The following is a 22,815-nucleotide window of genomic DNA, read 5'->3' as shown; positions in this document are numbered from 1 at the left end:
CATGACGGTTCTTTCTCATCCAGCTCAACATCAAGGTGCTGATCTCATCAGCACGGTGAGGATTGAAAATCTCAGCCACTGGTATGGGCGTGGGTCAACGCGTCGACAGGTTCTTCAGTCGGTAGAACTTCAGATCGCAGCCGGCGAAGTGGTCTTGCTGACCGGTCCATCAGGGTGTGGCAAGACCACTCTCCTCACTCTGATCGGTGCGCTTCGTCAGGTCCAGCAGGGAGATGTGCGCGTGTTTGGACAGCAGCTGAAAGGTGCCGGTCGGGGCCAACGACAGCTGCTTCGCCGCCGGATCGGCATGATTTTCCAGGGCCATAATCTTCTGCGCTGCCTTACTGCTGAGCAGAACGTTCAGATGGGAGCTGATCTTCTGTCCGGGTTCAGCTACCGCGGTCGTCGTGATCAGGCCAGGGAGTGGCTCAGGGCCGTGGGACTGGAGGATCACTTCAGCAAGCTTCCTCAAGATCTTTCTGGTGGTCAGAAACAGCGAGTGGCCATTGCCCGTGCTTTGGCCGCTAGGCCCCAGCTGCTACTTGCCGATGAACCAACGGCAGCGCTCGACAGCAGCACCGGACGTGAAGTCGTTGAATTACTCAAGCGCCTCGCTCGTGAGCAAGCCTGTTCCGTGCTGATGGTGACCCATGATCCCCGCATTCTCGATGTTGCTGACCGTCTGGTGAAAATGGAGGATGGCCATTTGCTTCAGGCCATTGAGTAAGTTGGGCTGATCACCAAGATGTTCCGGACTCCCGAATGGCCAAGCGCAGAAACCTCAAGAAGGAAAAACAGGAGCGCAATCGCGCCTATGCGCGCAAATTTAAGAAGCGCAAGATGCGTAACGATGGCCGCGGTGAAGGTGCTGGCAACGGTGTGACAGGTACTGCCAATAACGGTGGCGCTGCAGACTGATCTGTCTGCCAACAGTTCGTTCAGAAAGGGGGCTTGAGCTCCCTTTTTTCTTGCCCTTAGGCTGACTGAATAAGGCTCACCATGCGGGCGGATGTTCATCAGCGTCGTCATTCCTACTTACAACCGACGCGACATCCTTGAGAAGTGTCTGCGTTCTCTGGAATGTCAGAACGCCTGCTCCGAGATTGAAAACTATGAGGTTGTTGTGGTGGATGACGGATCCACCGATGGCACCCCTGACTGGCTTCGATCGTCTGCGGAGACTTTTTCAAGGGTTCGCTTGATTGAGCAAAGCCATGGCGGACCTGCCGAGGGACGCAACCGGGGTGTGGATCACGCTCGCGGTGATGTGATCGTCTTCATCGACAGTGATCTCGTCGTGACGCCGACCTTCCTGGCCAGTCATGCGCGAGCACTGAGGAGGCAATGGCAGCGTTCTGGCAATCGTCTCTGCTTCACCTACGGCGCTGTGATCAACACCGCTGATTTCGAGAATCCAACAGGAGAGCGTCACAAGCTGCGTGATCTCTCCTGGGCTTATTTCGCAACTGGAAATGTCGCGATCGATCGACAGGTTCTCGAACGGTCTGGTCTTTTTGACACAGGATTCAGGTTGTATGGCTGGGAGGACCTCGAACTGGGTGAACGACTCCGCCAGATGGGAGTGGAGCTGGTTCGCTGTCCTGAAGCCGTTGGTTATCACTGGCATCCCGCGTTTCGCCTTGCTCAGATTCCCGACCTCATCAGGGTCGAGCGTGAGCGCGCCCGAATGGGACTTGTGTTCTATCGAAAGCATCCGAGTCGCAGGGTGCGAATGATCATCCAGTTCACCTGGATGCATCGCCTGCTCTGGGGTCTGCTGACCTTGGGGGGCCTACTTAACGAACGCACATTGCGACCTTTGCTGGCCTGGTTGATCCACCTAGGTCAACCATCCCTGGCACTTGAGCTGCTCAGACTTCCGCTCAACCGTATCGGCGTAGAGGCTTTGTATCGAGAAGCGCGTCAGGCAGGGCTGTCCTGAGCCGGTGCTTTGTTAAGTTTGGCGGGTCCTTTCAAACCGCACACCTGTCTGTTTCGGGTGCTGGATGTGATCTGAACCACGGTTCACCACACCATCCCTGACAGGTGGAGGCGAACCCGAAACCCCTTAACAACCATGGCAGTCGTCACTCTCTCCGAGATGATGGAAGCTGGTGCCCATTTCGGACACCAGACCCGTCGCTGGAACCCCAAAATGTCGCGCTACATCTATTGCGCGCGTAACGGAGTTCACATCATCGACCTCGTGCAGACCGCTGTCTGCATGAACAACGCTTACAAATGGACACGCACTGCGGCTAGGAGCGGCAAACGTTTTCTCTTCGTTGGAACCAAGAAACAGGCTTCCGAGGTGATCGCACTTGAAGCTGCTCGTTGTGGCGCTTCTTACGTCAACCAGCGTTGGCTGGGTGGAATGCTCACCAACTGGACCACGATGAAGGCCCGGATCGACCGCCTTAAAGATCTGGAGCGCATGGAGTCCAGCGGTGCGATCGCCATGCGCCCCAAGAAGGAAGCCGCTGTACTTCGCCGGGAGCTTGATCGTCTTCAGAAGTACCTCGGTGGTCTGAAGAACATGCGCCGACTTCCCGATGTGGTGATCCTTGTGGACCAGCGTCGCGAGACCAATGCTGTGCTTGAGGCTCGCAAACTTGATATTCCTTTGGTGTCGATGCTTGACACCAACTGCGACCCCGATCTCTGCGAGGTGCCGATTCCTTGCAATGACGATGCTGTGCGTTCCGTGCAGCTGGTGTTGAGCCGCCTTGCTGATGCCATCAACGAAGGTCGTCATGGTTCCAACGAGCAGCGTGGCGCCGACCAAGGTTGAGTCGCTTTAGCCGCTAAGTTCACGCCGCCCTCCCGCCTGAGCGGGAAGGCGGATCTTTTTGTCCCAACGTCCTCCACCAACACATCCGATGGCTGTTGCCGTATCCGCCAAGCTCGTTAAGGAACTCCGCGACAAGACCGGCGCGGGAATGATGGATTGCAAGAAAGCTCTTGCAGCAACCGATGGTGATGCCGACAAAGCCGTTGAGTGGCTGCGTCAGAAAGGGATCGCCAGCGCTGAAAAGAAATCTGGTCGCACTGCCGCTGAGGGTGCTATCGGCAGCTATATCCACACGGGTGCCCGTGTCGGTGTGCTGATCGAAATCAACTGCGAAACCGATTTCGTTGCACGCGGGGACATGTTCCAGGAATTACTGCGCGACGTCTCTATGCAGGTCGCTGCCTGTCCTGGTGTGGAATACGTCACCACGGATGAGATTCCTGCGGAGATCCGCGAGCGCGAGAAATCGATCGAAATGGGTCGTGATGACCTTGAAGGCAAGCCCGAGCAGATGAAGGAGAAAATCGTTGAGGGTCGCATCAATAAGCGCCTCAAGGAACTCGCCCTGATGGAACAGCCCTTCATCAAGGACAGCTCCCTCACTGTGGCGGAGCTCGTGAAACAGACGGCAGGCAAGATTGGTGAAAACGTCAAGGTGCGTCGCTTCACCCGCTACACCCTTGGTGAGGGCATTGAGATCGAGGAGTCCGACTTCGCTGCAGAAGTCGCCTCAATGTCGAAAGGCTGATCTTGACAGGATCGCCTGGGAGTCGTCACGCACATGATCCAGGCGTGCAGCTCGCACGTCTGGAAGAGCGCTGTCATTCTCTAGCTCCGCATCTCTACAGAGAGCAGGCCCGGTATCTGGAACTGGTGCGTTGGATCCTTCCCACCGCCGTCAAAGCGGCGATTCGCCACCTTCTCTGCTCTCTTTCTCCTCTGCATCGCGCATCACTCTCCGACCACCAGAAGGTGTTGCAGCAACGCATTGATGCGCTCGTTCAGCGTGCTTCATCGATGATCACGATTGAACAGCTGCTCGTACTGGCCGTACGTCTTCAGGACGAAGAGCGACGGTCACGAGTGCAGCAATTCCGAAATCTTGCGGATCGCGCCTCCAGCAGCGTCGAGACACCAGTTGTCGACGCACCGTCTCCGGGTATTGAGCTGGGACTCGATTTGCCGCTGGAACGTCCCGATCTTCTGGAGGGTCTGCTGCCGAATGATCCGCCCTCTGCCGCAGAGGATCAGCTTGATCGTTCCGAAGCGACGGACCCTCAGTCACTGACCCCACCTGATTCAGGGTCTGAGCTGTCTGAGCTGGAGATTCTGCGCTCGCTGTTCGTTATGGCCGGTGAATCACTGGATCAGGTCGAGTCCTCCCAGGAGTCTCAGAGCGGCCTTGAATCAGGCGACTCCAATCAGGAACCCATGGCTCAGTTGAGCGATCAACTCATGCCGTCGACAGCAAGCGGCCTGTTGAGTTGGATGGATTCTGTGGATTCCGCCTTGATTCGCAGGCTGCGCAATGTGTCCCACGCTGTGAATGTTGAGCTGATGCGTGCGGGGGTGACGCGCAGTCTGCTTCCCATTCAGCTTCTAGATGCCGTCAACAGTGGTCAGCTGCCATCGCAATCGGCACCCTCCAATGTGCTGAGGCTGACGCTGCCTCTGTCGTTGGCCGGTGATGACCAGGGGATGGACACCGCTTGCGTCTTGATGAGACCGTCTGAGCTTGAGTTCGATGATCACGCTCTGAGACGCAGCCGCAGCCAGCTTCGTTTGCAACGTCGTGATCTAAGCACTTTGCTGCTGAAAGAGCGACACTGGCTGCGTCGCGCCAGTGTCCGAGAGGTTCAGAACGATTGGTGGCCCAACCAGCCGGAGACTCCTCAACTCAGTTGAATGCCGGCCTGGACTTCCAGGCTCTTGAGAGATTCCTGGTGTGGATCCGACCTCTGCAGCAAGCGTTGTCACTCGAGGTCGACCGGGGTTTCAGCAATCTTCAAGGCCGCCATGAACGCTTTCACAGCTTCATGCTGCGCGAGTTGGCAACTCCTCCGCAGATTCCTTTGCCAGGCGATGTTCCGCCTCGGCTTCAGGCTTTGGCGGAGGGATTCGCCGACTATGCATCCCTGGACGATGCAGCCCGCCGCCGACAGGTCACTGTCGTCAGGCAATGGCTTCATGCTCTGCGCCAGCGGCTTGAGCCATCAGCACCTATGGCTCCTCCACGTTTGAAGGTTGCCCAACGATCGTCGTCCTCTGCTGCATCCACGTCCGCCGCTCCCGGTCTCGACAGTCCACTCGCCCAGGTGAAAGGGATCGGTCCGAAACTTGCGGAACGGCTGGCCAGCTTGGGGCTGTTGCTGGTGCGTGATCTGATCCTCCACTACCCCAGGGATTACGTCGACTATTCCGCACTGCGACGCATCGATGCCCTTGTGCCTGGTGAAACAGCGACGATCGTGGCAACGGTGCGCCGCTGCCATGGCTTCACCAGTCCCCGTAATCCCAATCTGTCGATCATTGAGCTGCAGCTTCAGGATCCGACAGCACGGATCAAGGTGACCCGTTTCCTAGCGGGCAAGCGGTTCAGCAATCCCTCTTATTTGCATGGTCAAACCCGTCAATACCCCAATGGAGCCACGGTGGCTGTTAGTGGTCTTGTCAAAAGTGGGCCCTATGGAATCAGTTTTCAGGATCCACTGATCGAAGTGATGGAAAGTGCTCAGGCACCACTTCGTTCCAGCCGTATTGGCAGGCTTTTGCCAGTGTATCCGCTAACGGAGGGGCTGACAGCGGACCGCTTTCGATCCCTGATCGAACGTGTCCTGCCATCGGTGCGTCTATGGCCGGAGCCACTTCCCAGGGTCCGGCGGGATGCACGGCAGCTGCTCAGTCGAGATCGAGCCTTGGTGGCGATTCACCGCCCTGAGTCATCCGATCAACTTCAGCAGGCCAGGCATCGCCTGGTCTTTGATGAATTTTTGCTGCTTCAGCTCGGCTTGATGCAACGCCGCGCGGCACTGAAGCAGCGCTCCGCTCCCTCTCTGAGCAGCAGCGCTACAGATCGCGATGGGTTGCTGGGTCAGTTTCTCAACATGCTGCCGTTCGAATTCACTGCTGCACAGCAGCGGGTGCTGGCGGAGATCGAAGCGGATTTAAATCGGCAGGAACCAATGGCTCGACTGGTTCAAGGGGATGTGGGCAGCGGCAAGACGGTCGTTGCTGTGGCAGCACTTTTGAGAGCTATTCAGGCCGGTTGGCAGGGGGCAATGATGGCTCCTACCGAGGTACTCGCTGAGCAGCACTACCGCAGTCTCTGCGGCTGGATGCCAGCTCTGCATGTCACTGTTGAGCTACTCACAGGTTCGACTCCCCAGAAGCAACGGCGCAGGATCCTTGCTGACGTTGCTTCTGGAGCATGCAAAATTCTGGTCGGTACACACGCCCTCCTCGAGGATCCGGTGGCCTTCGCTCGTCTTGGCCTCGTGGTCGTAGACGAACAGCACCGTTTCGGCGTGCGTCAACGTAACCGTTTGCTCGGAAAGGGTCTGCAGCCTCATCTGCTGACCATGACGGCAACGCCGATTCCCCGCACCTTGGCGCTCTCTCTGCACGGTGATCTGGATGTCAGTCAGATCGATGAATTACCCCCAGGCCGTACGCCGATCCGTACCGCGATGATCACCGGTTCGAATCGCGACGAGGCCTATTCCTTGATCCGAGACGAGGTGGATAAGGGCCAGAGGGCTTATGTCGTGCTGCCTCTGGTGGAGGAGTCCGAAAAGATGGATTTGCGTTCAGCTGTGGACGTACATCGGCAGCTGGCCGATGAGGTGTTCCCTGATCTTCCGGTGGGACTCCTGCACGGACGTCTTGCCAGTGCAGACAAGCAGTCTGTGATCAGATCCTTCGCTTCAGGGGAGACCAAGGTTTTGGTCTCGACCACGGTTGTGGAGGTCGGCGTAGATGTGCCGGAGGCCAGTGTGATGGTGATCGACCATGCCGACCGTTTTGGACTCGCGCAGCTGCATCAGCTGCGTGGTCGTGTCGGTCGAGGCGCGGCCGCCTCCCACTGCTTGCTGATCAATGACAGTCGTAACCCCCTCGCCCGCCAGCGACTGGAGGTGCTGGTGCGCTCCACCGACGGCTTCGAGATCGCTGAAATGGATCTGCGACTTCGGGGACCAGGTCAGGTTCTAGGAACTCGTCAATCGGGCCTGCCGGATCTGGCGCTCGCAAGCCTTGCTGATGATGGATCTGTTCTTGAGGAAGCGCGTGAAGAAGCAGCAGACATTTTGCGTGAGGATCCAGAGCTCAGGGATTACGTGGTGCTTAGGCGCCTTTTAGATGAGCAGCGCAGTCGTGTCACATCGGCTGCTCAACTGAACTGAACCCATCAGCTCGTTGTGGATGGTCTCCCCATACGATGGCTGCCTGCGTTCTGAGATCGGATGCGTCGTCCCTGGAGCGATGTGGTGATCGATGACTGCGGTGAAACGCTTGTATCGCTCAAGCCTCGCTTCCTTTGTCTTGAGCCCCATCCCTATGCCTCTGTGGGTGCTCCTTATGGCGTGGATGCCGATCCCTACCGACTTCGTTCTGGCGTTCTGGAGCGTCTGGTTGCTGCGCAGAACCATTTGTTGCTGAGCAGTGATCCTGAGGTTGGCACTGTGCAGCTGGCGATCTTCGATGCGTGGAGGCCGATCCGTGTGCAGGCCTTCATGGTGGAGTACGCGGTTCAGGAGCAATGCCGTATTCAGGGCTTTGATCCTTCAGACCCGTTGATGGCTGCAGCTCTTGAACAGGTGCAGACCGATGTGGCGCGTTTCTGGGCTCCTCCGAGTCCAGATCCCTGCACACCACCTCCTCACAGCACCGGTGCCGCGGTGGATCTCACCCTTGCAGACAGTTCTGGAGAACCTCTGGAGATGGGTGGTGACATCGATGCCATCGGCGATCAGTCCATTCCCGATCACCATGCGCAGGAGGCTGAAGCGAATCCTCACGGTGAGGCGGCTCGGTGGCACCGCCGTCGTTGTCTGCTGAATGAGGTGATGACCAGAGCTGGCTTTGCTAGGCATCCCAATGAGTGGTGGCACTTCAGTCATGGGGATCAGCTTTGGGCCTGGCAACAAAACAATCCTGGGGCTATCTATGCCTCCGTTGCCAGTAATTGTTGAACCAACTCGTCTCCGAGTCGGTTGACATGAGCTCCGAAACTGCGCCTGACTCCGCACTGTTTCCAGTTGATCAGCAAGGGCTCCAGCGTTGTTTCCAGTTGATCGAGGGGCATCTTCTGAAGGAACGGCCTGGCGAGCACCTGAAGATTCGGCGTGCCACCCAACCAGAGCTGATATTGATTTAGGCCACTGCCCACTAAAGCAAGTTCGGCCATGTACGGCCGGGCGCAGCCATTGGGGCATCCGGTCATGCGCACTAGCAGTGACTGGTCGATACCCAGTTTTTGCAATAACGCATCCAGACGATCGAGCACATCGGGGAGAATTCGCTCGGCCTCTGTAATCGCCAGGCCACATGTCGGCAGGGCTGGACAGGCAATGGCGTGGCGTGCCAGTGGGGCTGGTTCTCCTGGAAGCTCAAAGCCCAGTTCGGCGAGTGCTCGCTTGATTGATGTTTTTTGTGCAGCTCCGATGTTGCAGAGCAGGAGGTCCTGATTGGCGGTCAGGCGGATTTCCAACTGATAGGTCTGCACAATGTTGCGCAGTCCTTTCTTCACCGCACCTTCCAGCCGTCCGCACATCATCGGAAGACCGACGAACCAGAGCCCTTTTTTCTGACGGTGCCAACCGAGGTAGTCCTGAAGCTTCGCAACCGGTTCTTGGCGCATGCCCTTCAGTTCACCTCTGAAGTAATGCTTTCGCAGTGTTGATTTGAACCAGGTGATTCCACGCTGATGCAGGAGATATTTCATGCGGGCGTGCTTGCGGACTTCCCGATCTCCGTGGTCCCTCTGCAAAGCCATAATCGCCTGAAGCAGATCGAAGATGTCCTCCGCTTTTACGTAGCCCAGCACGTCAGCGGTTCTTGCAAACGTGTCTTCCTGGTTGTGGGTTCGGCCCATGCCGCCGCCCACATAGACATTGCAGCCTTTCAGGGCGCCTGAGGCATCGGCAAATGCCACAAGACCGATGTCCTGAGTCAGCAGATCTACAGAATTGTCACCAGGCACGGTGACGGCAACCTTGAATTTGCGAGGCAGGTAGGTGTCGCCGTAGAGAGGTTCAGCCCCGCTGCCGGAAAAGACACCTCCCTTCTGCTGGCGGTCGCGGGCCTTGCGCACCCTTGTGGCTGGCTGAAATCGGTAGCTGTGGTCTCCGTCGATCCACATGTCCAGGTAAGACCCCTCAGCCGCCTCAGGACTAAGCAGATCAGCGATTTGATCGGCAAGTACCCTCGCGGCGGGATAAGCACCCTTCTCGAACGGCGCAGGTGGCGCCATCACGTTGCGGTTGATATCACCACAGGCGGCAAGGGTTGAGCCGAGATTGGTGATGATTGTGCCGATCACGGTCTTTAGGTCACCTTTCGGCACCCCGTGCATCTGAAAGGCTTGGCGGGTGGTTGCGCGAAGTGTGCCGTCGCCGTAGCGGTCGGAGAGGTCATCCAGAGCGACAAACAGATCAGCCGGTACCCGACCACCTGGATTGCGTAGACGCAGCATCATCTGCCAGCAGCGCACCTTGTCGGTTTTGCGCAGTTCGCGATGGTTTTGCTGATAGCTGCCGTGGAACTTCAGAAGTTGAATGGCATCTTCACTGAAACGGATCTCGTCGTTCAGCAGTTCCGACTGCAGGGGCTCCCGTAGATGGCCGCTGTAAAGCTTCCTTTTCTCAGCTTTTGACAGTGCTGTGTCGATTGACTCTGTGCGCGCTGCAGGCGCATCCAGCACAGAAGACACAACGGCCTCATGCGCATTAGATGTGGCTGTCAGTCCGTCGCTCACATGGACACCGTTGTTGCATTTGAAACTAGCGAAGCGGCGTCTCATAAAGTCGCCACCTGCATTGGCACGTGGAGTGGCAAACACGTTTTTGCTGGAGATCGGCACCGAGGAACTACCAGCCGATTTTGTGCGCTCAGCCCTTCAGCAGTTGGAGCGGCGAGTCCGCACTGATCTGAAGGAGCTGCGGCTCGACCATGGACAGCTCTCGGTGACGGGAACACCACGTCGTTTGCTTGTTCAGATCAGCGATCTCATCGATTCACAGCCTGATCTGGAGGAAGATCGCAAGGGCCCTCCTGTGGCCCAGGCACTGGTTGACGGTCAGCCAGGACCGGCTGCCATCGGTTTTGCCAAGCGTTGCGGAGTGGACCCCTCGCAGCTGGAAACCCGAGACACGCCCAAGGGTCCCTGTCTGTTTGCGCGTGTCCGCACACCTGGTCGGGAGAGCTCCGTTCTGTTGCAGGACTTCATCCCCCAGTGGATCGACAGCCTTCAAGGTCGTCGGTTCATGCGCTGGGGGAGTGGAGAGCAGCGATTCAGCCGACCTGTTCGTTGGCTTGTCGCTCTGTTGGGTGAGGCCCTGATTCCTGTGACTCTCGATGCCTCCGACCCCCTCGTGCGCAGTGGTCGTCACAGTCGCGGTCATCGTCTTTACGACGAGCTTGCTGAGTTGCAGTCTGCGGATGAACTTCCCAAGCGTCTTGCTGCAGCCGGTGTGATGGTGGATCGCGATCAGCGTGCCGAAACCATCCGCCGTTCCATTGCTGCCGAAGCAGCGTTATGCGGTGGTGAGGCGGATTGTCCGGAGAGTCTGTTTCAGGAGCTGGTGGATTTGGTGGAAGCCCCGCTCGTACTGAAGGGTGAAATCGCAGATCAGTATCTGGATTTGCCGCCGGAAGTCATTGTCACAGTGATGCAGTCGCATCAGCGCTATGTCCCCCTCCGGCAACCAAACGCGACTGCCGATCCGCTGCAGCTTGAGGCTCGCGACGTGTTGCGGTCCGATTTTCTGCTGGTAGGCAATGGATTGGCTGATGCCTCCAACACCATTGTCAGCGGTAATCAGCGAGTTCTCAGCGCCCGACTCGCGGATGCAGAGTTTTTTCTCAATGTTGACCGCCGTCAGCGCAGCGAGCAGCGACGTCAGGAGCTCGATCGCGTCACGTTTGCCGAAGGGCTAGGCAGCCTGCTTGATCGCACCGATCGGATCAGCTGGGTGATGGACCGGTTGGTTGAGGCCTTCGCAACCTGCGACTCACTGGCAGACCATGGACGCCGTGCGGCCCATCTTTGCAAGAACGATCTTGTCAGCCAGATGGTGGGTGAATTCCCTGAACTTCAGGGCCTGATGGGGGGCAAATATTTGCTTGAGGAAGGGGAGCCCCGCGAGGTTGCACTGGCAGTGGCTGAGCACTATCAACCTGCGGGTGCGGGGGACGCACCTCCCTCCAGCGACGCCGGAGCTTTGCTGGCGTTGGCCGAGCGCCTGGAGCTTCTGTTCAGCATTTTCGCCAAAGGTCAACGCCCAACTGGATCCTCTGACCCTTACGCGCTCCGCCGTGCCGGCAACGGGATTGTTCAGATTCTCTGGGACCGCGGCTGGCGCCTGCCGCTGCAAACTCTCCTGCGCACAGCGGCAGACCACTGGGCAGGTCTATTCCCAGCGTTTCAGTTCGATGCTGGGTCTCTTGCCAATGATTTGGGCCAGTTGTTACGGCAACGCATGGTGTCTCAATTCGAGGAAGATGGTTTTCCCCTCGATCTTGTGCAGGCGGTGAGTGGTGAGGGTGTGAGCAGCGCACGCCTGCTTCAGGATCCGGTTGATGCGCGTGAAAGGCTGCTGTTGCTGCAGGATCTACGGACTAGCGGTCGCCTTCAGGCTGTTCAAGCAGTGGTTCAACGTGCATCGAAACTCGCCGAGAAAGGCGATCTAGACAGCTCTCAACTGATCCCGGGGCCAGTGATCGAAGCCTCATTGTTCAATTCCACCAGTGAGTCTGATCTGTTGAAGCAGTTGCAAACCCTTAGTCCCCTGGCTGAGGCCTGTGATTACCGAGGCCTGGCTTCAGAGCTGCAGGGTGCTGCCCGAGCTCTCGAAGCCTTCTTCGACGGTGAGAACAGCGTGATGGTGATGGCTGAGGATGATGCTGTTAGACGCAATCGTCTGAACCTGCTTGGCGTACTGCGCAATCAGGCCTCAGTTCTGGCGCGTTTCGACAACATCCAGTCGTGAAAGTCTGTTGAGCCCTGCTGTTGCTGGGCTCAACAGACGATGGCTTCAACTGGTGGTGACTTTTGAACGCTCTTCACTGCTCGAACCTGAGTCTTCGCTGGCCTGCGATTTGATCGCTTGGGCCGCTTCCTCTGCCAGGAAATCACCGTCTGTCCGTCCAACAGCGGAGGGAACAGACCCGTAGTTAGACGGTGCAAGGGCCTGACCGCGCAACAAGCTTCCAAACGTGCGAAGCGTGAGTTTGATCTGCTGCCAGGGGTTCATCATCACAACCCGCTTGTACAGGTAACTGTCAAAAGTGAGCTTCTGAACATCGCGGTCATCGCACATCTCCACGAAGGCTTCCCTGGCGGCATCGTTCCGGTAGAAAATCTTCTGGAGAATGTCAAGCACTGCATAGGTGGCGCCGTACTTACGGTCCCAGCGTTTTAGGTAGGTCGACTTGATCTGCTTTTCCGTAGGGATGAGGCTTCCATTCGCTGAGATCTCAACAATGGCTTCCGCACACATTCGCCCGCTTTTGGCAGCGAAGTAAATCCCTTCGCCTGAGCTCTTGGTGACATAGCCAGCGGCATCACCCACCAGGGCCATTCGACCCACGACACGTCTTGGACGTGGATGTTCGGGGATGGGATGGGCTTCGACCTTGATCACCTCACCCTTGAAAAGACGCTTGCGCGCACGTTCTCGAATCCCTTTCTGAAGGCCTTTGATAAGCGACTGGTTTTGCTGCATTGTTCCTGTTCCCACAGCCACGTGGTCGAACTTGGGAAACACCCAGGCATAAAAGTCTGGGGAAACATCGGTGCCGACGTACATCTCGGCGAGATCCTCGTAGTACGTCATCTCCTCAGCAGGCAGCTTGATGCGTTCCTGGAAAGCGATGGCCACGTTGTAATCGCCGGCATCCATGGCCTTGGCGACACGGGAATTGGCGCCGTCGGCGCCAATGATCACATCCACCTCGAGTGTCTTCAGCTCACCGGTAGGACCACCATTGCTGAAATCGGCGTAATGCAGGGTGTACGGGCCCTGTCGGTTAGTTCCGGTGTCGATTTTCTGAACGAGGGCATTCACGAGGGTCGCTCCGAGATCGGCGGAACGGTTACGCAGAAAAGCGTCAAAAACCTCACGACGACACATGCCGATGTAGGCATCGTTGTCGTAGCCCAATGGGTCAAGTCTGATGTCCACCTCCTTGTTGGAGGGGGAAATCATCTTCATATTGCGGACTTTTCGATCGATGATCGATTCGGGAAGTTCAAATTCCTCGACCATGCAAAGTGGAATCGCGCCTCCGCAGGGTTTGGCGTTGTCGAGTTTGCGCTCGAACAGCCAAGTGCTGATGCCAGCTTTTGCAAGGACTTCGGCCGCGCAGGATCCGCTCGGACCTCCACCGATGACGGCAACTCTCAGCATCTCAGCACACTCCGCTGGACTCTGATTTGAAGCTACACCTCAAACTGTTTTTCGGCAGCCCGGGGCTGGCGCACCCCCTTACGATCGAAACAACATTGAAGTGTGCATTTGTCTCGGGCTGTCGCCACCCGCAGCAGGAAGCGAGAGAGCAGCCGCGATGACATCCCCATCGCTCGCCGCAGTCGTTCCTCTCAACCGAAACGGGGGGGTGGTCTAGGCCTACTGCTGGCCTGTGGAGTTGTTTTCTCACTGTCGCTGGCCACCGTTCTGTTCCTTCCGGAACTGTTGCCCTTCGGCTCCAAGCCAGAGGTCGTTGAAGGCATTGATGAACAGCCAGGTCGTGATGGTCGCTTGCTGGGTCATTTCCCTTACCCGGAAGCCGTCGTTGATCAACTGGTACCAGTGGAGGCCGGCATTGAATTGCATCGAGATGCCGCCATGTCTCTCGATGCCATGCGTCGAGCGGCAGCAGCCGATGGAGTTGATCTGAGGTTGCTGAGCGGTTATCGGTCCCAGAAACTGCAGAAAAGTATTTTCTTCGATGTCAAATCCGAGCGCAATCAAACGGCTGCGGAGCGCGCTCAGGTGTCGGCACCTCCTGGTTATTCCGAACACAGCACCGGTTATGCGGTTGATCTCGGGGATGGGGCCGACCCGGCCACGAATCTGTCCGCCACGTTTGAACAGACTTCTGCCTTCAGTTGGCTTCAGGACCATGCAGCCAGTTATCACTTCACGCTTTCATTTCCTGCCGTGAATTCGCAGGGTGTCAGCTATGAGCCGTGGCACTGGCGTTTCGAAGGTTCAGCGGATGCATTGCGAAGGTTCGAACCAGCCCGCCGCCTGGCCAACGGGGGTTGATGGTTGTCGCTGGCCTTGATCAGGATCGATCAGTTCAGACGATTTCGCTGTGATCCGGGGCTCTGATCTGAGTCAACCTTCAGCCAGACCGTCCACATCGACCCGAAACGATCTCACGTTGAGATATGGTGCGTCGACTGCGCCTTCGGGCGCTAAGTGACATTCCGCCCCCTAAAGACCCTTATGAGCGCCCAGCAAAAGGCGATTCGCAATATCGCGATCATCGCCCACGTTGACCACGGAAAGACGACCCTGGTCGACTCATTGCTGGCTCAGTCAGGCATTTTCCGTGATAACGAAGCAGTTCCTACCTGCGTCATGGATTCCAATGATCTAGAGCGCGAGCGCGGAATCACGATTCTGTCCAAAAACACGGCTGTCACCTACAACGACACCCGCATCAACATTGTTGACACCCCTGGACACGCTGATTTCGGCGGTGAAGTGGAGCGTGTGCTCGGCATGGTGGACGGTTGCCTTCTGATCGTTGATGCCAATGAAGGCCCGATGCCTCAGACCCGCTTTGTCTTGAAAAAAGCTCTTGAACAGGGTCTACGTCCGATCGTGTTTGTCAACAAGATTGATCGTGCTCGGGTTGATCCTGAGACCGCTGTCGACAAAGTTCTTGATCTGTTTTTAGAGCTCGGGGCCGACGACGATCAGTGCGATTTCCCCTACTTATTCGGAAGTGGCCTGGGTGGCTTCGCCAAGCCGGACATGAAAACCGAGAGCGACAACATGCGTCCGCTCTTCGATGCGATCCTCCGCCATGTTCCGCCTCCGGTGGGCGATGCCACCAAGCCCCTACAGCTGCAAATCACCACGCTCGATTACTCCGATTTTCTTGGTCGGATCATCATTGGCCGAGTGCATAACGGTGTGATCAAACAGGGTCAGAATGCTGTCCTGATCAAGGATGACGGCAACCTAAAAAAGGGCCGTATCAGCAAACTGCTTGGTTTCGAAGGCTTGCAGCGCGTTGAAATCTCTGAAGCTTGCGCCGGAGATTTGGTGGCTGTCGCTGGTTTCGATGAAGTCAACATTGGCGAAACGATCGCCTGTCCGGATGAACCCAAGGCTCTACCTCTGATCAAGGTGGATGAGCCAACCTTGCAGATGACCTTTGTGGTCAATGACTCACCCTTCGCAGGCAAAGAAGGCAAGTTTGTGACCAGTCGTCAGGTGCGCGACCGTCTTCAGCGAGAGCTGCTGACCAACGTTGCACTGCGCGTAGAAGACACGGACTCACCTGATCGTTTTGCAGTAAGTGGTCGCGGTGAACTGCACCTCGGGATCCTGATTGAAACCATGCGACGCGAGGGTTATGAATTCCAGGTCTCTCAGCCGCAAGTGATCTTCAGAACCATCGACGGCACTCCCTGCGAGCCTGTTGAGACCCTAGTCATGGACGTTCCTGAAGCAGCTGTGGGCAGTTGCATCGAAAAGCTGGGAACCCGCAAGGCCGAGATGCAGAACATGGAGACCAGTTCTGATGGCCGAACCCAGCTGGAGTTCGTTGTTCCTTCCCGTGGCTTGATCGGTTTCCGCGGTGAATTCATCCGTGCAACGCGCGGTGAAGGGATCATGAGCCATTCCTTCTTTGAATATCGTCCGATGACAGGTGATTTCGACACCCGCCGTAACGGTGTGTTGATCGCTTTTGAGGAGGGTACTGCCACCTTCTACGCTCTCAAAAATGCCGAAGATCGTGGTCAGTTCTTCATTACACCTGGAACCAAGGTCTACAAAGGAATGATTATTGGCGAAAACAATCGCCCTCAGGATCTTGAGCTCAATGTTTGTAAGTCGAAGCAGCTCACCAACATGCGGTCAGCTGGTGCTGAAGAACTCGACACCCTGCAATCTCCCGTTCAGATGACTCTGGAGCGTGCCCTGGAATACATCGGGCCCGGCGAAATGCTTGAGGTCACTCCTGAATCGATTCGTCTACGCAAACTTCCTGCGAAGAAGATGGCCAAGCGTTGAACCTTGCCGATGATCCCCGATTCCCTCAGGCTCTGGAACTGTTCAACTCCGGAGCCTGGTACGAAGCTCACGATGCCTTTGAGGAAATCTGGCACGAGCAGATGGATCCAGACCGCAAGTTGATTCAGGCGATCGTGCAGATCGCTGTTGCTCATGTTCACCTCGAGCGGGGTAATACGCGCGGAGCAACCATTCTTCTTGGCGAGGGCATTGGGCGTCTCAAGCCTTCATTGCCCAGTGCTCTGGGGCTTGATCTCACGGCGTTGTACACGGCCGTTGCTGATCGCTTGAACGCTCTTCAGTCTGATGCAGACCCGGAGGTCCTACCGCCACCCCGACTGCTTGCAGCGGAGTGATTCGTGAGACTATGACCCATCAATTTCTAAGCACGTAGACCGATCGTGTTTCCACCGTTTCAGCGATCGATGACTGTGCTTCGTGGTTCCGTGATCTGTTGCGTGGGCCTGGTTCTTGCCTTGGCCAGACCTTCCATGGCACAGGAGTCGATTGCACCCTTAAAGGGTCCGCCGGCCGACGATGGCTTAATCACCATCGAATCCGACAGACAGACGGCTGACAACGTTTCGGGTGTGGTCACTGCTATCGGGAATGTCCGCATTGTTTACCCTTCCCGCGGAATGGTGTCGACGTCACGTCAGGCTCAGTACTTCAGCCGTGAGGGACGTCTGGTGCTGAGTGGTGATGTCGACGTCGTGCAGGAAGATGGCAGCGAACTCAGGGCTGAACGTGTGACCTACGACCTTGAGGATGAACGGGCTGTAGCGGTACCACTGAGTGGCGGGCAGGTGCGCGCCACCATGATCCTGCGACCTTCTCAGCCTGCGCAGACCCCGCTGACGCCATGAGTCTCAGTCTCAATCGGGTCTCTCTCTCCTTGGGAGGTCGGCCTTTGGTGAAAGACCTCACGCTGACCCTGGAGCCGGGTGAAGTGATTGGTCTGCTGGGCCCAAACGGTGCTGGTAAAACCACCAGTTTTAATCTCGTTATCGGTTTGCTCAAGCCTGATCAGGGAGAGGTGTTAATGGATGGTCATCCTGTGGCCAGTCTTCCTATGCCTCAGCGTGCACGTCTTGGGATCGGTTATCTGCCGCAGGAGCCGAGTGTTTTTCGGCAGTTAACAGTTCGCGAAAATCTTGAACTCGTTCTGTCTCAATCCGGATTAGCTAAGCCTCAGGCGCGCGAGCGGCTACATCAACTGATCGAGGATTTTCATCTTCAGCCGTTTCTTACTCGCAAGGGTTTTCAGCTATCCGGCGGTGAACGTCGCCGTTGCGAGGTAGCCCGTGCCTTGGCGGTCGGCCTTGAAGGACCACGTTATCTGCTGCTGGATGAGCCCTTCGCCGGGGTCGATCCCCTTGCGGTTGCTGATCTGCAGCAACTGATTCAGGCACTGCGCCAACGCGGGATGGGAATTCTGATCACCGATCACAACGTGAGGGAAACTCTGGCCATCACGGACCGGGCTTACATCCTCACGGATGGAAGCGTTTTGGCCTCAGGTTTATCGGATCAGGTGGCCTCAGACCCACTGGTTCGTCGTCATTACCTCGGTGAGGGATTTCAACTGTGATCGAGGTTTTGATTCGAAGAATCCAAACGCAGTTGCGCAGGATTCCGCTCCTTGATCGCTGGCTGTTCGGTGAGTTGATAGGACCTCTTCTGTTCGCCATTGCGATGTTCACGGTGCTCGCCATCACTGTGGGGGCTCTCTTCGAGCTGGTTCGTTTGATTTCTGAAAAAAATCTGCCTGTGTTGATTGCCATGCAGGTGCTCTTACAGCGTCTGCCGAGCTTTCTTGTCCTTTCTTTTCCGATGGCGACTTTGTTCGCGACGTTGCTGGCGTATGGCCGTCTCTCTAGCAACAGCGAACTCACAGCACTTCGCAGTGTTGGTGTGACGTCCACTCGCATGATTGTTCCTGCACTGGTGCTGGCTTTTGTGATGACGAACCTCACCTTTCTGTTCAACGATGTCTTGGTGCCTCGTAGTAATCGATCGGCGGAGTTAACCCTGAGTAGTGCTCTTGGCTCTGCCATTGCATCGGGGGGGGATGACATTATTTATTCTCGATTTGGACGGCTAGAGCAGCCCGATGGTTCCTCGAAAAAGGGGTTGGTCCAGCTTTTTTATGCGGGCAAATTTCGAGATGGCACGATGATCAAGGTCACCCTCCTTGATTTTTCACGGGTTGGTTTTACACAGATGTTGCAGGCGGAGAGCGCTGAATGGAACCAACAGGAAGCTAAGTGGGAATTTATGAATGGCCAGATCCTGACGCTCACGCCTTCAGGGAGCACCACTTCTGCAGATTTCGATCGATACATGTATCCCCTTAGTGCAGCACCGATCAGGATCGCCAAACTTCCCAAGGATGCACGCAATATGACTGTGTCTGAGGCGCTGCAGGCTGAGCAGCTCCTTCAAAACTCTGGTGATTTGAAGGGAGCCAGGAAATTACAGGTTCGGATTCAGGAGAAATTTACTTTTCCGATGGCGTGCCTTGTTTTCGGATTGATTGGAGCAAGCCTGGGTGCCAAACCCAATAATCGAACCAATCGTGGACAGGGTTTTGCGCTCAGTATCGTGATGATATTGACGTATTACTTGCTCGCTTCAAGCTTCAGTGCCCTAGGTGTTCAAGGGACTCTCACACCAATACTCGCGGCCTGGAGCCCGATCATCATCTGCCTCGGGGGTGGCGGTTTCTTACTACGACAGGCCAGTCGATGAGCCAGACCGTCAGAATCAACGTCAATGAGTCTGTCGTCCGAGGTACTTAATGGGGTTTTCCGGTCTGCAAGTGATCGTCTCGGAACCCGTTCTGTTTCTGGGTCTGTTGGCCTTTGGCTTTCTCTTGATTGCTTTGCCCTGGAGTTTTTGGGCACTGTCCAATGGTCGGAGCTCCAGTGGGGTGCGGTCACTGATCGCACTCTCCAACTTGTTACTGACAGCTCAGCTCGTTCTGCGCTGGTGGCAATCCGGACATTTTCCGATCAGCAATCTCTACGAATCGCTTTGCTTTCTGGCCTGGGCATGCACGCTCACTCAGCTGCTGGTTGAACGCAATTGGTCATCACCTCTTGTTGCAGCTGCCGCAACACCCATGGGGCTTGGCTGCATTGCTTTTGCGAGCTTTGCACTCCCTGATCAGCTCCAGCAGGCATCACCGCTCGTGCCCGCCCTGCGTAGCAGCTGGTTAGTGATGCATGTCAGTGTGATCATGGTGAGCTATGCGGCCCTCATGGTGGGGTCTCTGCTGTCAGTTGCCGTTTTGCTGACCGACCGTGATGAAGAGCTGGAACTTCGCAGCAGCTCTATTGGAACCGGTGCCTATCGAAGACCGAAAGTGCTATCCATAGAAGGAGGTGTTGCCGTTCAGAACCCACCTGAAGTTCAGCTTTCATCCATTCATTTCAGCCGTACAGAGCAGCTCGACAGCCTGAGTTACCGCACGATCACGGTGGGATTCTTGTTGCTCACCGTGGGCATCATCAGCGGTGCCGTTTGGGCTAATGAAGCCTGGGGAAGTTGGTGGAGTTGGGATCCGAAGGAAACTTGGGCGTTGATTTGCTGGTTGGTATATGCCGCCTATCTGCACACACGTCTCAGTAGGGGATGGCAGGGTCGGCGTCCAGCGCTTGTTGCGGCTTCAGGCTTAGTGGTAATCGTTGTGTGTTACATCGGAGTCAACCTTTTAGGCATTGGCTTACACAGCTATGGCTGGTTCTTTGAGTGACTCGTAAGTAATAGTTTTTTCTGATAAGGCACCTATGAACTAAAGTTTTACGTACTGTTTTTGGCAGAAAATGAAAGTGCTTTGTATCTCTATCAATTTTTCCGGTATCTCATTTTAGCAGTTGTTGCCATAGGCTAGTCATAATGTACATTAGTGTCGGCCAAAGTAATGAATGCAATAAACATCAACGAACTGGCCTGCTCTATCTTTTCCTTCTAGATATACTTCCTTCCACCTTCCGAAAGATCCTAGTTTAATTGTTTGATTGAATTGTTCTAAAGCATCAGCGTAATTGTCGAATGAGTTGATCTCTATCAGGAAATGGCCGTCATTGATGTTGACAATGTAGCAAGCACCTTTCAGTATTGATTCTGGCATGGTCTCATCTGGTTTGTGATGTTGATAGATGGGAAAGGCTTCACACGCTAGAAGAATTTAAGTATTGTCGTTGCTATGTTTGTGCCAATCAACAAGTACAAAGTTTTCTGATTCTTTGATTAAGGCACAGGTGTTGCTCTGAGGCATGACTCCTAGAGCTTGGTTCGATTCGATCAACTTACCCTTGACGTCTCCCCTTGTCCTTCTCCTGAAGTCTTTTGGAGCTTCGGTAACCAACCCTAAGGGCTCTCGCCCAATAATAGAGAGATCATATGGGCCGCCGTTACTACAACTGAGTATATAATTGACTTAATCGCAATGAGTTATGAGGCTATTGGTGTCAAAGAATCGTTGAAAAATTGCTGTTTTAGGCTTTGCTTGCCCTCAATTTAGTTTATTTGTCGGTAAACTTTATAACTCTCTGCTCCCAATTTGCTCCCCATGGTTAGAAGCGGTCAGACGACTCAACTGTTAAATTCTGTCTTTTCATGATCAAATAATATTTGTGAATTCATCTGCAAACTAATCCAATCACCTTTGATGTCAACGAATACGAAGCTTCAGTCGGCCGAATACAAATACTGCGGGGAAAATTTCTGTTTAATGAGAGAGTCAACCCATGACAAGTCTTATGCACTTTATATGGAAGATAACGGCAAATGGGCAGAGATGAATTGGCAAGGCTATTTTGAGGACGGTGATCTTGATACCTTGAAAATGATTGAGGAGATCACAAAAAATATTATTGAGCGTGATGAATGGCTTCCTGACTCAAAGATGCCATCCATGCCATTTGCTTACTACGAAGAAGGTCATATCTATTCATTCGTAAACCCGAAACTCGAACAAACGGTTGAGGTCGAAGCATCAAGCCTCGATGAAGCCTCTAACATCATGTTTAGCGATGGTGAGTATGATCCGAATAATTGGAAGTTAGTGTTGATTGATCATGAGCCGATTACGCAAGGTTGAAGAGACATTTGTCATCTTTGGTTCCTGGATGAGTCGTGACTGAGGCTTTAAGCAGCCATCTCTTCTACGCGGTGTTCCATCGCTGCTTTGTTTTGTCCACACCACAGCTCTGTTAGTTTACTCTTTTAGACTCTTGCCTACGATGGGGATGAGTATGTCATGCCAACAAATGCCCTTAAGAATTCTTTTGGTGTCGTTATTGCTATGTCAGCTCTCTTTTGTCTCATCAGTCATTGCTATTGATGTGGATTCTTATCTCATGGATGGGGCAAAAAAATCCGAGGCTGGTGATTACCGTGGCGCATTAATTGAAATCAATAAGGCAATTGAACTTGATCCAACCAATGCAGCTGCTTATCAATACCGAGGTGTTGCTAAAGCAAAATATGGCGAATTTGAGGGCTCAATTTTAGATTACAATAAGTCTATTGAGCTTGATTCAAGTAGTGCCGAATCCTTCGGGAGTCGTGGCATCGCCAAGGCTCGGTTAGGAGATTTAGCTGGAGCGATCCTGGATTTTGATGTTGCTATTCAGATTAATCCTGCTGACGGCACTGCTTTTTTCAACCATGGAATGGCAATGGAAATGGCGAATAATCTTAAAAAGGCTTGTTCAGACTGGGATAAAGCTACCGAGCTAGGCAATCAGCAAGCAATAGCCTTTTCGCGAAAATATTGTCAATAATTCTTTTTCTGTGAATAATCAATTGATAATGCCGTAAACTAATGTATGAATAAAACGAATATAAAGATACATAAGAAAATGATTAGTTAGGACGTTTTAAAGAGATCGGATGCCATGTCCCGAAAACCCGATAAATTTCGGCCAGGTACTCGCTTATTGAAGCGGATTGAATTGCCCGGACGAAGTGCGTCTGGAGCAAAATTCATCAAGACAAGTTTTGGTTTCTCTGCTTCTGCGGCAGCAAGTTCTGCTGCGATCGCTTCAGCTGTTGTCAGCGATGGCTTTTGAGTTTCAAGTAGATTATCTAACTGGCTAACTTCTGAATTAATTTCAATTGGATTTTCACTCGGAATCTCATCAGTTTCAAGTCTGTTTCCCTTCGGAACTGTTGTCTGAGCTTGTGTATTTTTGGTTTTGGTGATTTCGTTGGCCTCTGACGTAGCCGCTGGTTGAAGGGGACGCAGCAGTACAACACCCACAGCAAGAATCAATAAGGACAGCACTATGGCAGGGAGTCCTAGGGAGCGACCTTGAAAGTTCCAAAGAATCGATGAGCCTGTTAATCCCAGTACACCTGCGATTGCGAGCAGAGGGCCAAGGAATTTGAACAACAAATTTTTCATTGAATGATTATGGCGAACCAGTCCGGCTGACGTGAGTTGGTTTGATTGGGAGTGTGTCCATTTTTATCTTGATCCAGCAGGCGCCTCATGCCTGTGCAAATTTTGCTTTGTGTTTGATCTTGAGCCTCTTTATGTAT

21 protein-coding genes are annotated in these 22,815 nt (G+C 54.7%); 18 read left to right on the top strand and 3 right to left on the bottom strand.

All coding sequences use genetic code 11. The features are described 5' to 3' along the window. Window position 1 precedes the first annotated feature (1 nt). The 8 genes from SynBIOSU31_RS07500 (at window position 2) to SynBIOSU31_RS07465 (ending at window position 7,980) form a co-directional block, all read left to right on the top strand. On the top strand, window positions 2-727 hold the full coding sequence (locus SynBIOSU31_RS07500) for a DevA family ABC transporter ATP-binding protein (RefSeq protein ID WP_186488888.1): 726 nt from the start codon (window positions 2-4) through the stop codon (window positions 725-727). A 35-nt stretch (window positions 728-762) separates the two neighbouring features. Continuing rightward, a complete protein-coding gene (locus SynBIOSU31_RS07495) occupies window positions 763-918 on the top strand; it encodes a hypothetical protein (RefSeq protein WP_006850288.1) in 156 nt (51 codons plus the stop codon). Between the two features lie 91 nt (window positions 919-1,009). Then, window positions 1,010-1,942, top strand: a complete 933-nt coding sequence (locus tag SynBIOSU31_RS07490; RefSeq protein ID WP_186488886.1) for a glycosyltransferase family 2 protein — start codon at window positions 1,010-1,012, stop codon at window positions 1,940-1,942. Window positions 1,943-2,077: 135 nt separating this feature from the next. Further along, window positions 2,078-2,791, top strand: coding sequence for a 30S ribosomal protein S2 (gene rpsB / locus SynBIOSU31_RS07485; protein WP_186488885.1), 714 nt, complete (start codon window positions 2,078-2,080; stop codon window positions 2,789-2,791). A gap of 88 nt (window positions 2,792-2,879) precedes the next feature. Then, window positions 2,880-3,539: a translation elongation factor Ts gene (gene tsf / locus SynBIOSU31_RS07480; RefSeq protein ID WP_186488884.1), complete on the top strand. Its 660-nt coding sequence runs from the start codon at window positions 2,880-2,882 to the stop codon at window positions 3,537-3,539. Window positions 3,540-3,541: 2 nt separating this feature from the next. Further along, window positions 3,542-4,696: a hypothetical protein gene (locus SynBIOSU31_RS07475; protein ID WP_186488883.1), complete on the top strand. Its 1,155-nt coding sequence runs from the start codon at window positions 3,542-3,544 to the stop codon at window positions 4,694-4,696. After that, the gene (recG, locus tag SynBIOSU31_RS07470) at window positions 4,657-7,191 is read left to right on the top strand and encodes an ATP-dependent DNA helicase RecG (RefSeq protein WP_186488882.1); all 2,535 of its coding nucleotides are present in this window, start codon (window positions 4,657-4,659) and stop codon (window positions 7,189-7,191) included. Before SynBIOSU31_RS07475 ends, recG begins: the two co-directional genes overlap by 40 nt. Before the next feature lie 60 nt (window positions 7,192-7,251). Further along, a complete protein-coding gene (locus tag SynBIOSU31_RS07465) occupies window positions 7,252-7,980 on the top strand; it encodes a M15 family metallopeptidase (protein ID WP_186488877.1) in 729 nt (242 codons plus the stop codon). On the opposite strand, the gene SynBIOSU31_RS07460 is transcribed toward SynBIOSU31_RS07465, so the two are convergent. Further along, entirely contained in the window at window positions 7,953-9,710 is a 1,758-nt protein-coding gene (locus SynBIOSU31_RS07460) for an NADPH-dependent assimilatory sulfite reductase hemoprotein subunit (protein WP_255477443.1), read from the bottom strand. The genes SynBIOSU31_RS07465 and SynBIOSU31_RS07460 overlap by 28 nt on opposite strands. A 127-nt stretch (window positions 9,711-9,837) precedes the next feature. On the opposite strand from SynBIOSU31_RS07460, the gene glyS reads away from it, so the two are divergent. After that, window positions 9,838-11,997: a glycine--tRNA ligase subunit beta gene (gene glyS / locus SynBIOSU31_RS07455; protein WP_186488875.1), complete on the top strand. Its 2,160-nt coding sequence runs from the start codon at window positions 9,838-9,840 to the stop codon at window positions 11,995-11,997. Between the two features lie 45 nt (window positions 11,998-12,042). Here glyS and chlP read toward each other — a convergent pair whose 3' ends face one another. Continuing rightward, window positions 12,043-13,416, bottom strand: coding sequence for a geranylgeranyl reductase (gene chlP, locus SynBIOSU31_RS07450; RefSeq protein WP_186488873.1), 1,374 nt, complete (start codon window positions 13,414-13,416; stop codon window positions 12,043-12,045). A 108-nt stretch (window positions 13,417-13,524) separates the two neighbouring features. On the opposite strand from chlP, the gene SynBIOSU31_RS07445 reads away from it, so the two are divergent. The 9 genes from SynBIOSU31_RS07445 to SynBIOSU31_RS07405 all read left to right on the top strand — a co-directional run bounded on the left by SynBIOSU31_RS07445 (window position 13,525) and on the right by SynBIOSU31_RS07405 (window position 22,055). Further along, the gene (locus tag SynBIOSU31_RS07445) at window positions 13,525-14,277 is read left to right on the top strand and encodes a M15 family metallopeptidase (RefSeq protein WP_186492920.1); all 753 of its coding nucleotides are present in this window, start codon (window positions 13,525-13,527) and stop codon (window positions 14,275-14,277) included. A gap of 183 nt (window positions 14,278-14,460) precedes the next feature. Continuing rightward, complete coding sequence (gene typA / locus SynBIOSU31_RS07440; protein ID WP_186488871.1) at window positions 14,461-16,263, top strand: translational GTPase TypA; 1,803 nt, start codon at window positions 14,461-14,463, stop codon at window positions 16,261-16,263. Then, entirely contained in the window at window positions 16,260-16,619 is a 360-nt protein-coding gene (locus tag SynBIOSU31_RS07435; RefSeq protein ID WP_186488869.1) for a DUF309 domain-containing protein, read from the top strand. Before typA ends, SynBIOSU31_RS07435 begins: the two co-directional genes overlap by 4 nt. Window positions 16,620-16,688: 69 nt before the next feature. Further along, entirely contained in the window at window positions 16,689-17,129 is a 441-nt protein-coding gene (locus SynBIOSU31_RS07430; RefSeq protein WP_370593610.1) for an LptA/OstA family protein, read from the top strand. Next, window positions 17,126-17,854 (top strand): LPS export ABC transporter ATP-binding protein, encoded by a 729-nt coding sequence (lptB, locus tag SynBIOSU31_RS07425; RefSeq protein WP_186488867.1) that lies wholly within the window; start codon window positions 17,126-17,128, stop codon window positions 17,852-17,854. The genes SynBIOSU31_RS07430 and lptB overlap by 4 nt, the downstream gene beginning before the upstream one ends. Further along, window positions 17,851-19,014: an LptF/LptG family permease gene (locus SynBIOSU31_RS07420; protein ID WP_186488865.1), complete on the top strand. Its 1,164-nt coding sequence runs from the start codon at window positions 17,851-17,853 to the stop codon at window positions 19,012-19,014. Before lptB ends, SynBIOSU31_RS07420 begins: the two co-directional genes overlap by 4 nt. A 49-nt stretch (window positions 19,015-19,063) precedes the next feature. Continuing rightward, window positions 19,064-20,020, top strand: a complete 957-nt coding sequence (gene ccsB / locus SynBIOSU31_RS07415) for a c-type cytochrome biogenesis protein CcsB (protein WP_186488863.1) — start codon at window positions 19,064-19,066, stop codon at window positions 20,018-20,020. Between the two features lie 981 nt (window positions 20,021-21,001). After that, a complete protein-coding gene (locus SynBIOSU31_RS07410; RefSeq protein ID WP_186488861.1) occupies window positions 21,002-21,370 on the top strand; it encodes a hypothetical protein in 369 nt (122 codons plus the stop codon). Window positions 21,371-21,614: 244 nt separating this feature from the next. After that, complete coding sequence (locus SynBIOSU31_RS07405) at window positions 21,615-22,055, top strand: tetratricopeptide repeat protein (protein WP_186488859.1); 441 nt, start codon at window positions 21,615-21,617, stop codon at window positions 22,053-22,055. Window positions 22,056-22,141: 86 nt separating this feature from the next. Here SynBIOSU31_RS07405 and SynBIOSU31_RS07400 read toward each other — a convergent pair whose 3' ends face one another. Continuing rightward, on the bottom strand, window positions 22,142-22,678 hold the full coding sequence (locus tag SynBIOSU31_RS07400) for a hypothetical protein (protein WP_186488857.1): 537 nt from the start codon (window positions 22,676-22,678) through the stop codon (window positions 22,142-22,144). Window positions 22,679-22,815 lie beyond the last annotated feature (137 nt).

The organism is Synechococcus sp. BIOS-U3-1 (assembly GCF_014279975.1).
In the GTDB taxonomy this organism is placed as follows: domain Bacteria; phylum Cyanobacteriota; class Cyanobacteriia; order PCC-6307; family Cyanobiaceae; genus Synechococcus_C.
This window is presented reverse-complemented; position numbering and strand designations above follow the sequence as displayed.

Bases quoted from the DNA above. Each gene is read 5' to 3' on its own strand.
- SynBIOSU31_RS07500 (WP_186488888.1), top strand. From the start codon at position 2: ATGACGGTTCTTTCTCATCCAGCTCAACATCAAGGTGCTGATCTCATC.
- SynBIOSU31_RS07495 (WP_006850288.1), top strand. From the start codon at position 763: ATGGCCAAGCGCAGAAACCTCAAGAAGGAAAAACAGGAGCGCAATCGC.
- SynBIOSU31_RS07490 (WP_186488886.1), top strand. From the start codon at position 1,010: ATGTTCATCAGCGTCGTCATTCCTACTTACAACCGACGCGACATCCTT.
- rpsB (WP_186488885.1), top strand. From the start codon at position 2,078: ATGGCAGTCGTCACTCTCTCCGAGATGATGGAAGCTGGTGCCCATTTC.
- tsf (WP_186488884.1), top strand. From the start codon at position 2,880: ATGGCTGTTGCCGTATCCGCCAAGCTCGTTAAGGAACTCCGCGACAAG.
- SynBIOSU31_RS07465 (WP_186488877.1), top strand. From the start codon at position 7,252: ATGCGTCGTCCCTGGAGCGATGTGGTGATCGATGACTGCGGTGAAACG.
- chlP (WP_186488873.1), bottom strand. From the start codon at position 13,416: ATGCTGAGAGTTGCCGTCATCGGTGGAGGTCCGAGCGGATCCTGCGCG.
- typA (WP_186488871.1), top strand. From the start codon at position 14,461: ATGAGCGCCCAGCAAAAGGCGATTCGCAATATCGCGATCATCGCCCAC.
- SynBIOSU31_RS07430 (WP_370593610.1), top strand. From the start codon at position 16,689: ATGACTGTGCTTCGTGGTTCCGTGATCTGTTGCGTGGGCCTGGTTCTT.
- lptB (WP_186488867.1), top strand. From the start codon at position 17,126: ATGAGTCTCAGTCTCAATCGGGTCTCTCTCTCCTTGGGAGGTCGGCCT.
- ccsB (WP_186488863.1), top strand. From the start codon at position 19,064: ATGGGGTTTTCCGGTCTGCAAGTGATCGTCTCGGAACCCGTTCTGTTT.
- SynBIOSU31_RS07410 (WP_186488861.1), top strand. From the start codon at position 21,002: ATGAGAGAGTCAACCCATGACAAGTCTTATGCACTTTATATGGAAGAT.
- SynBIOSU31_RS07400 (WP_186488857.1), bottom strand. From the start codon at position 22,678: ATGAAAAATTTGTTGTTCAAATTCCTTGGCCCTCTGCTCGCAATCGCA.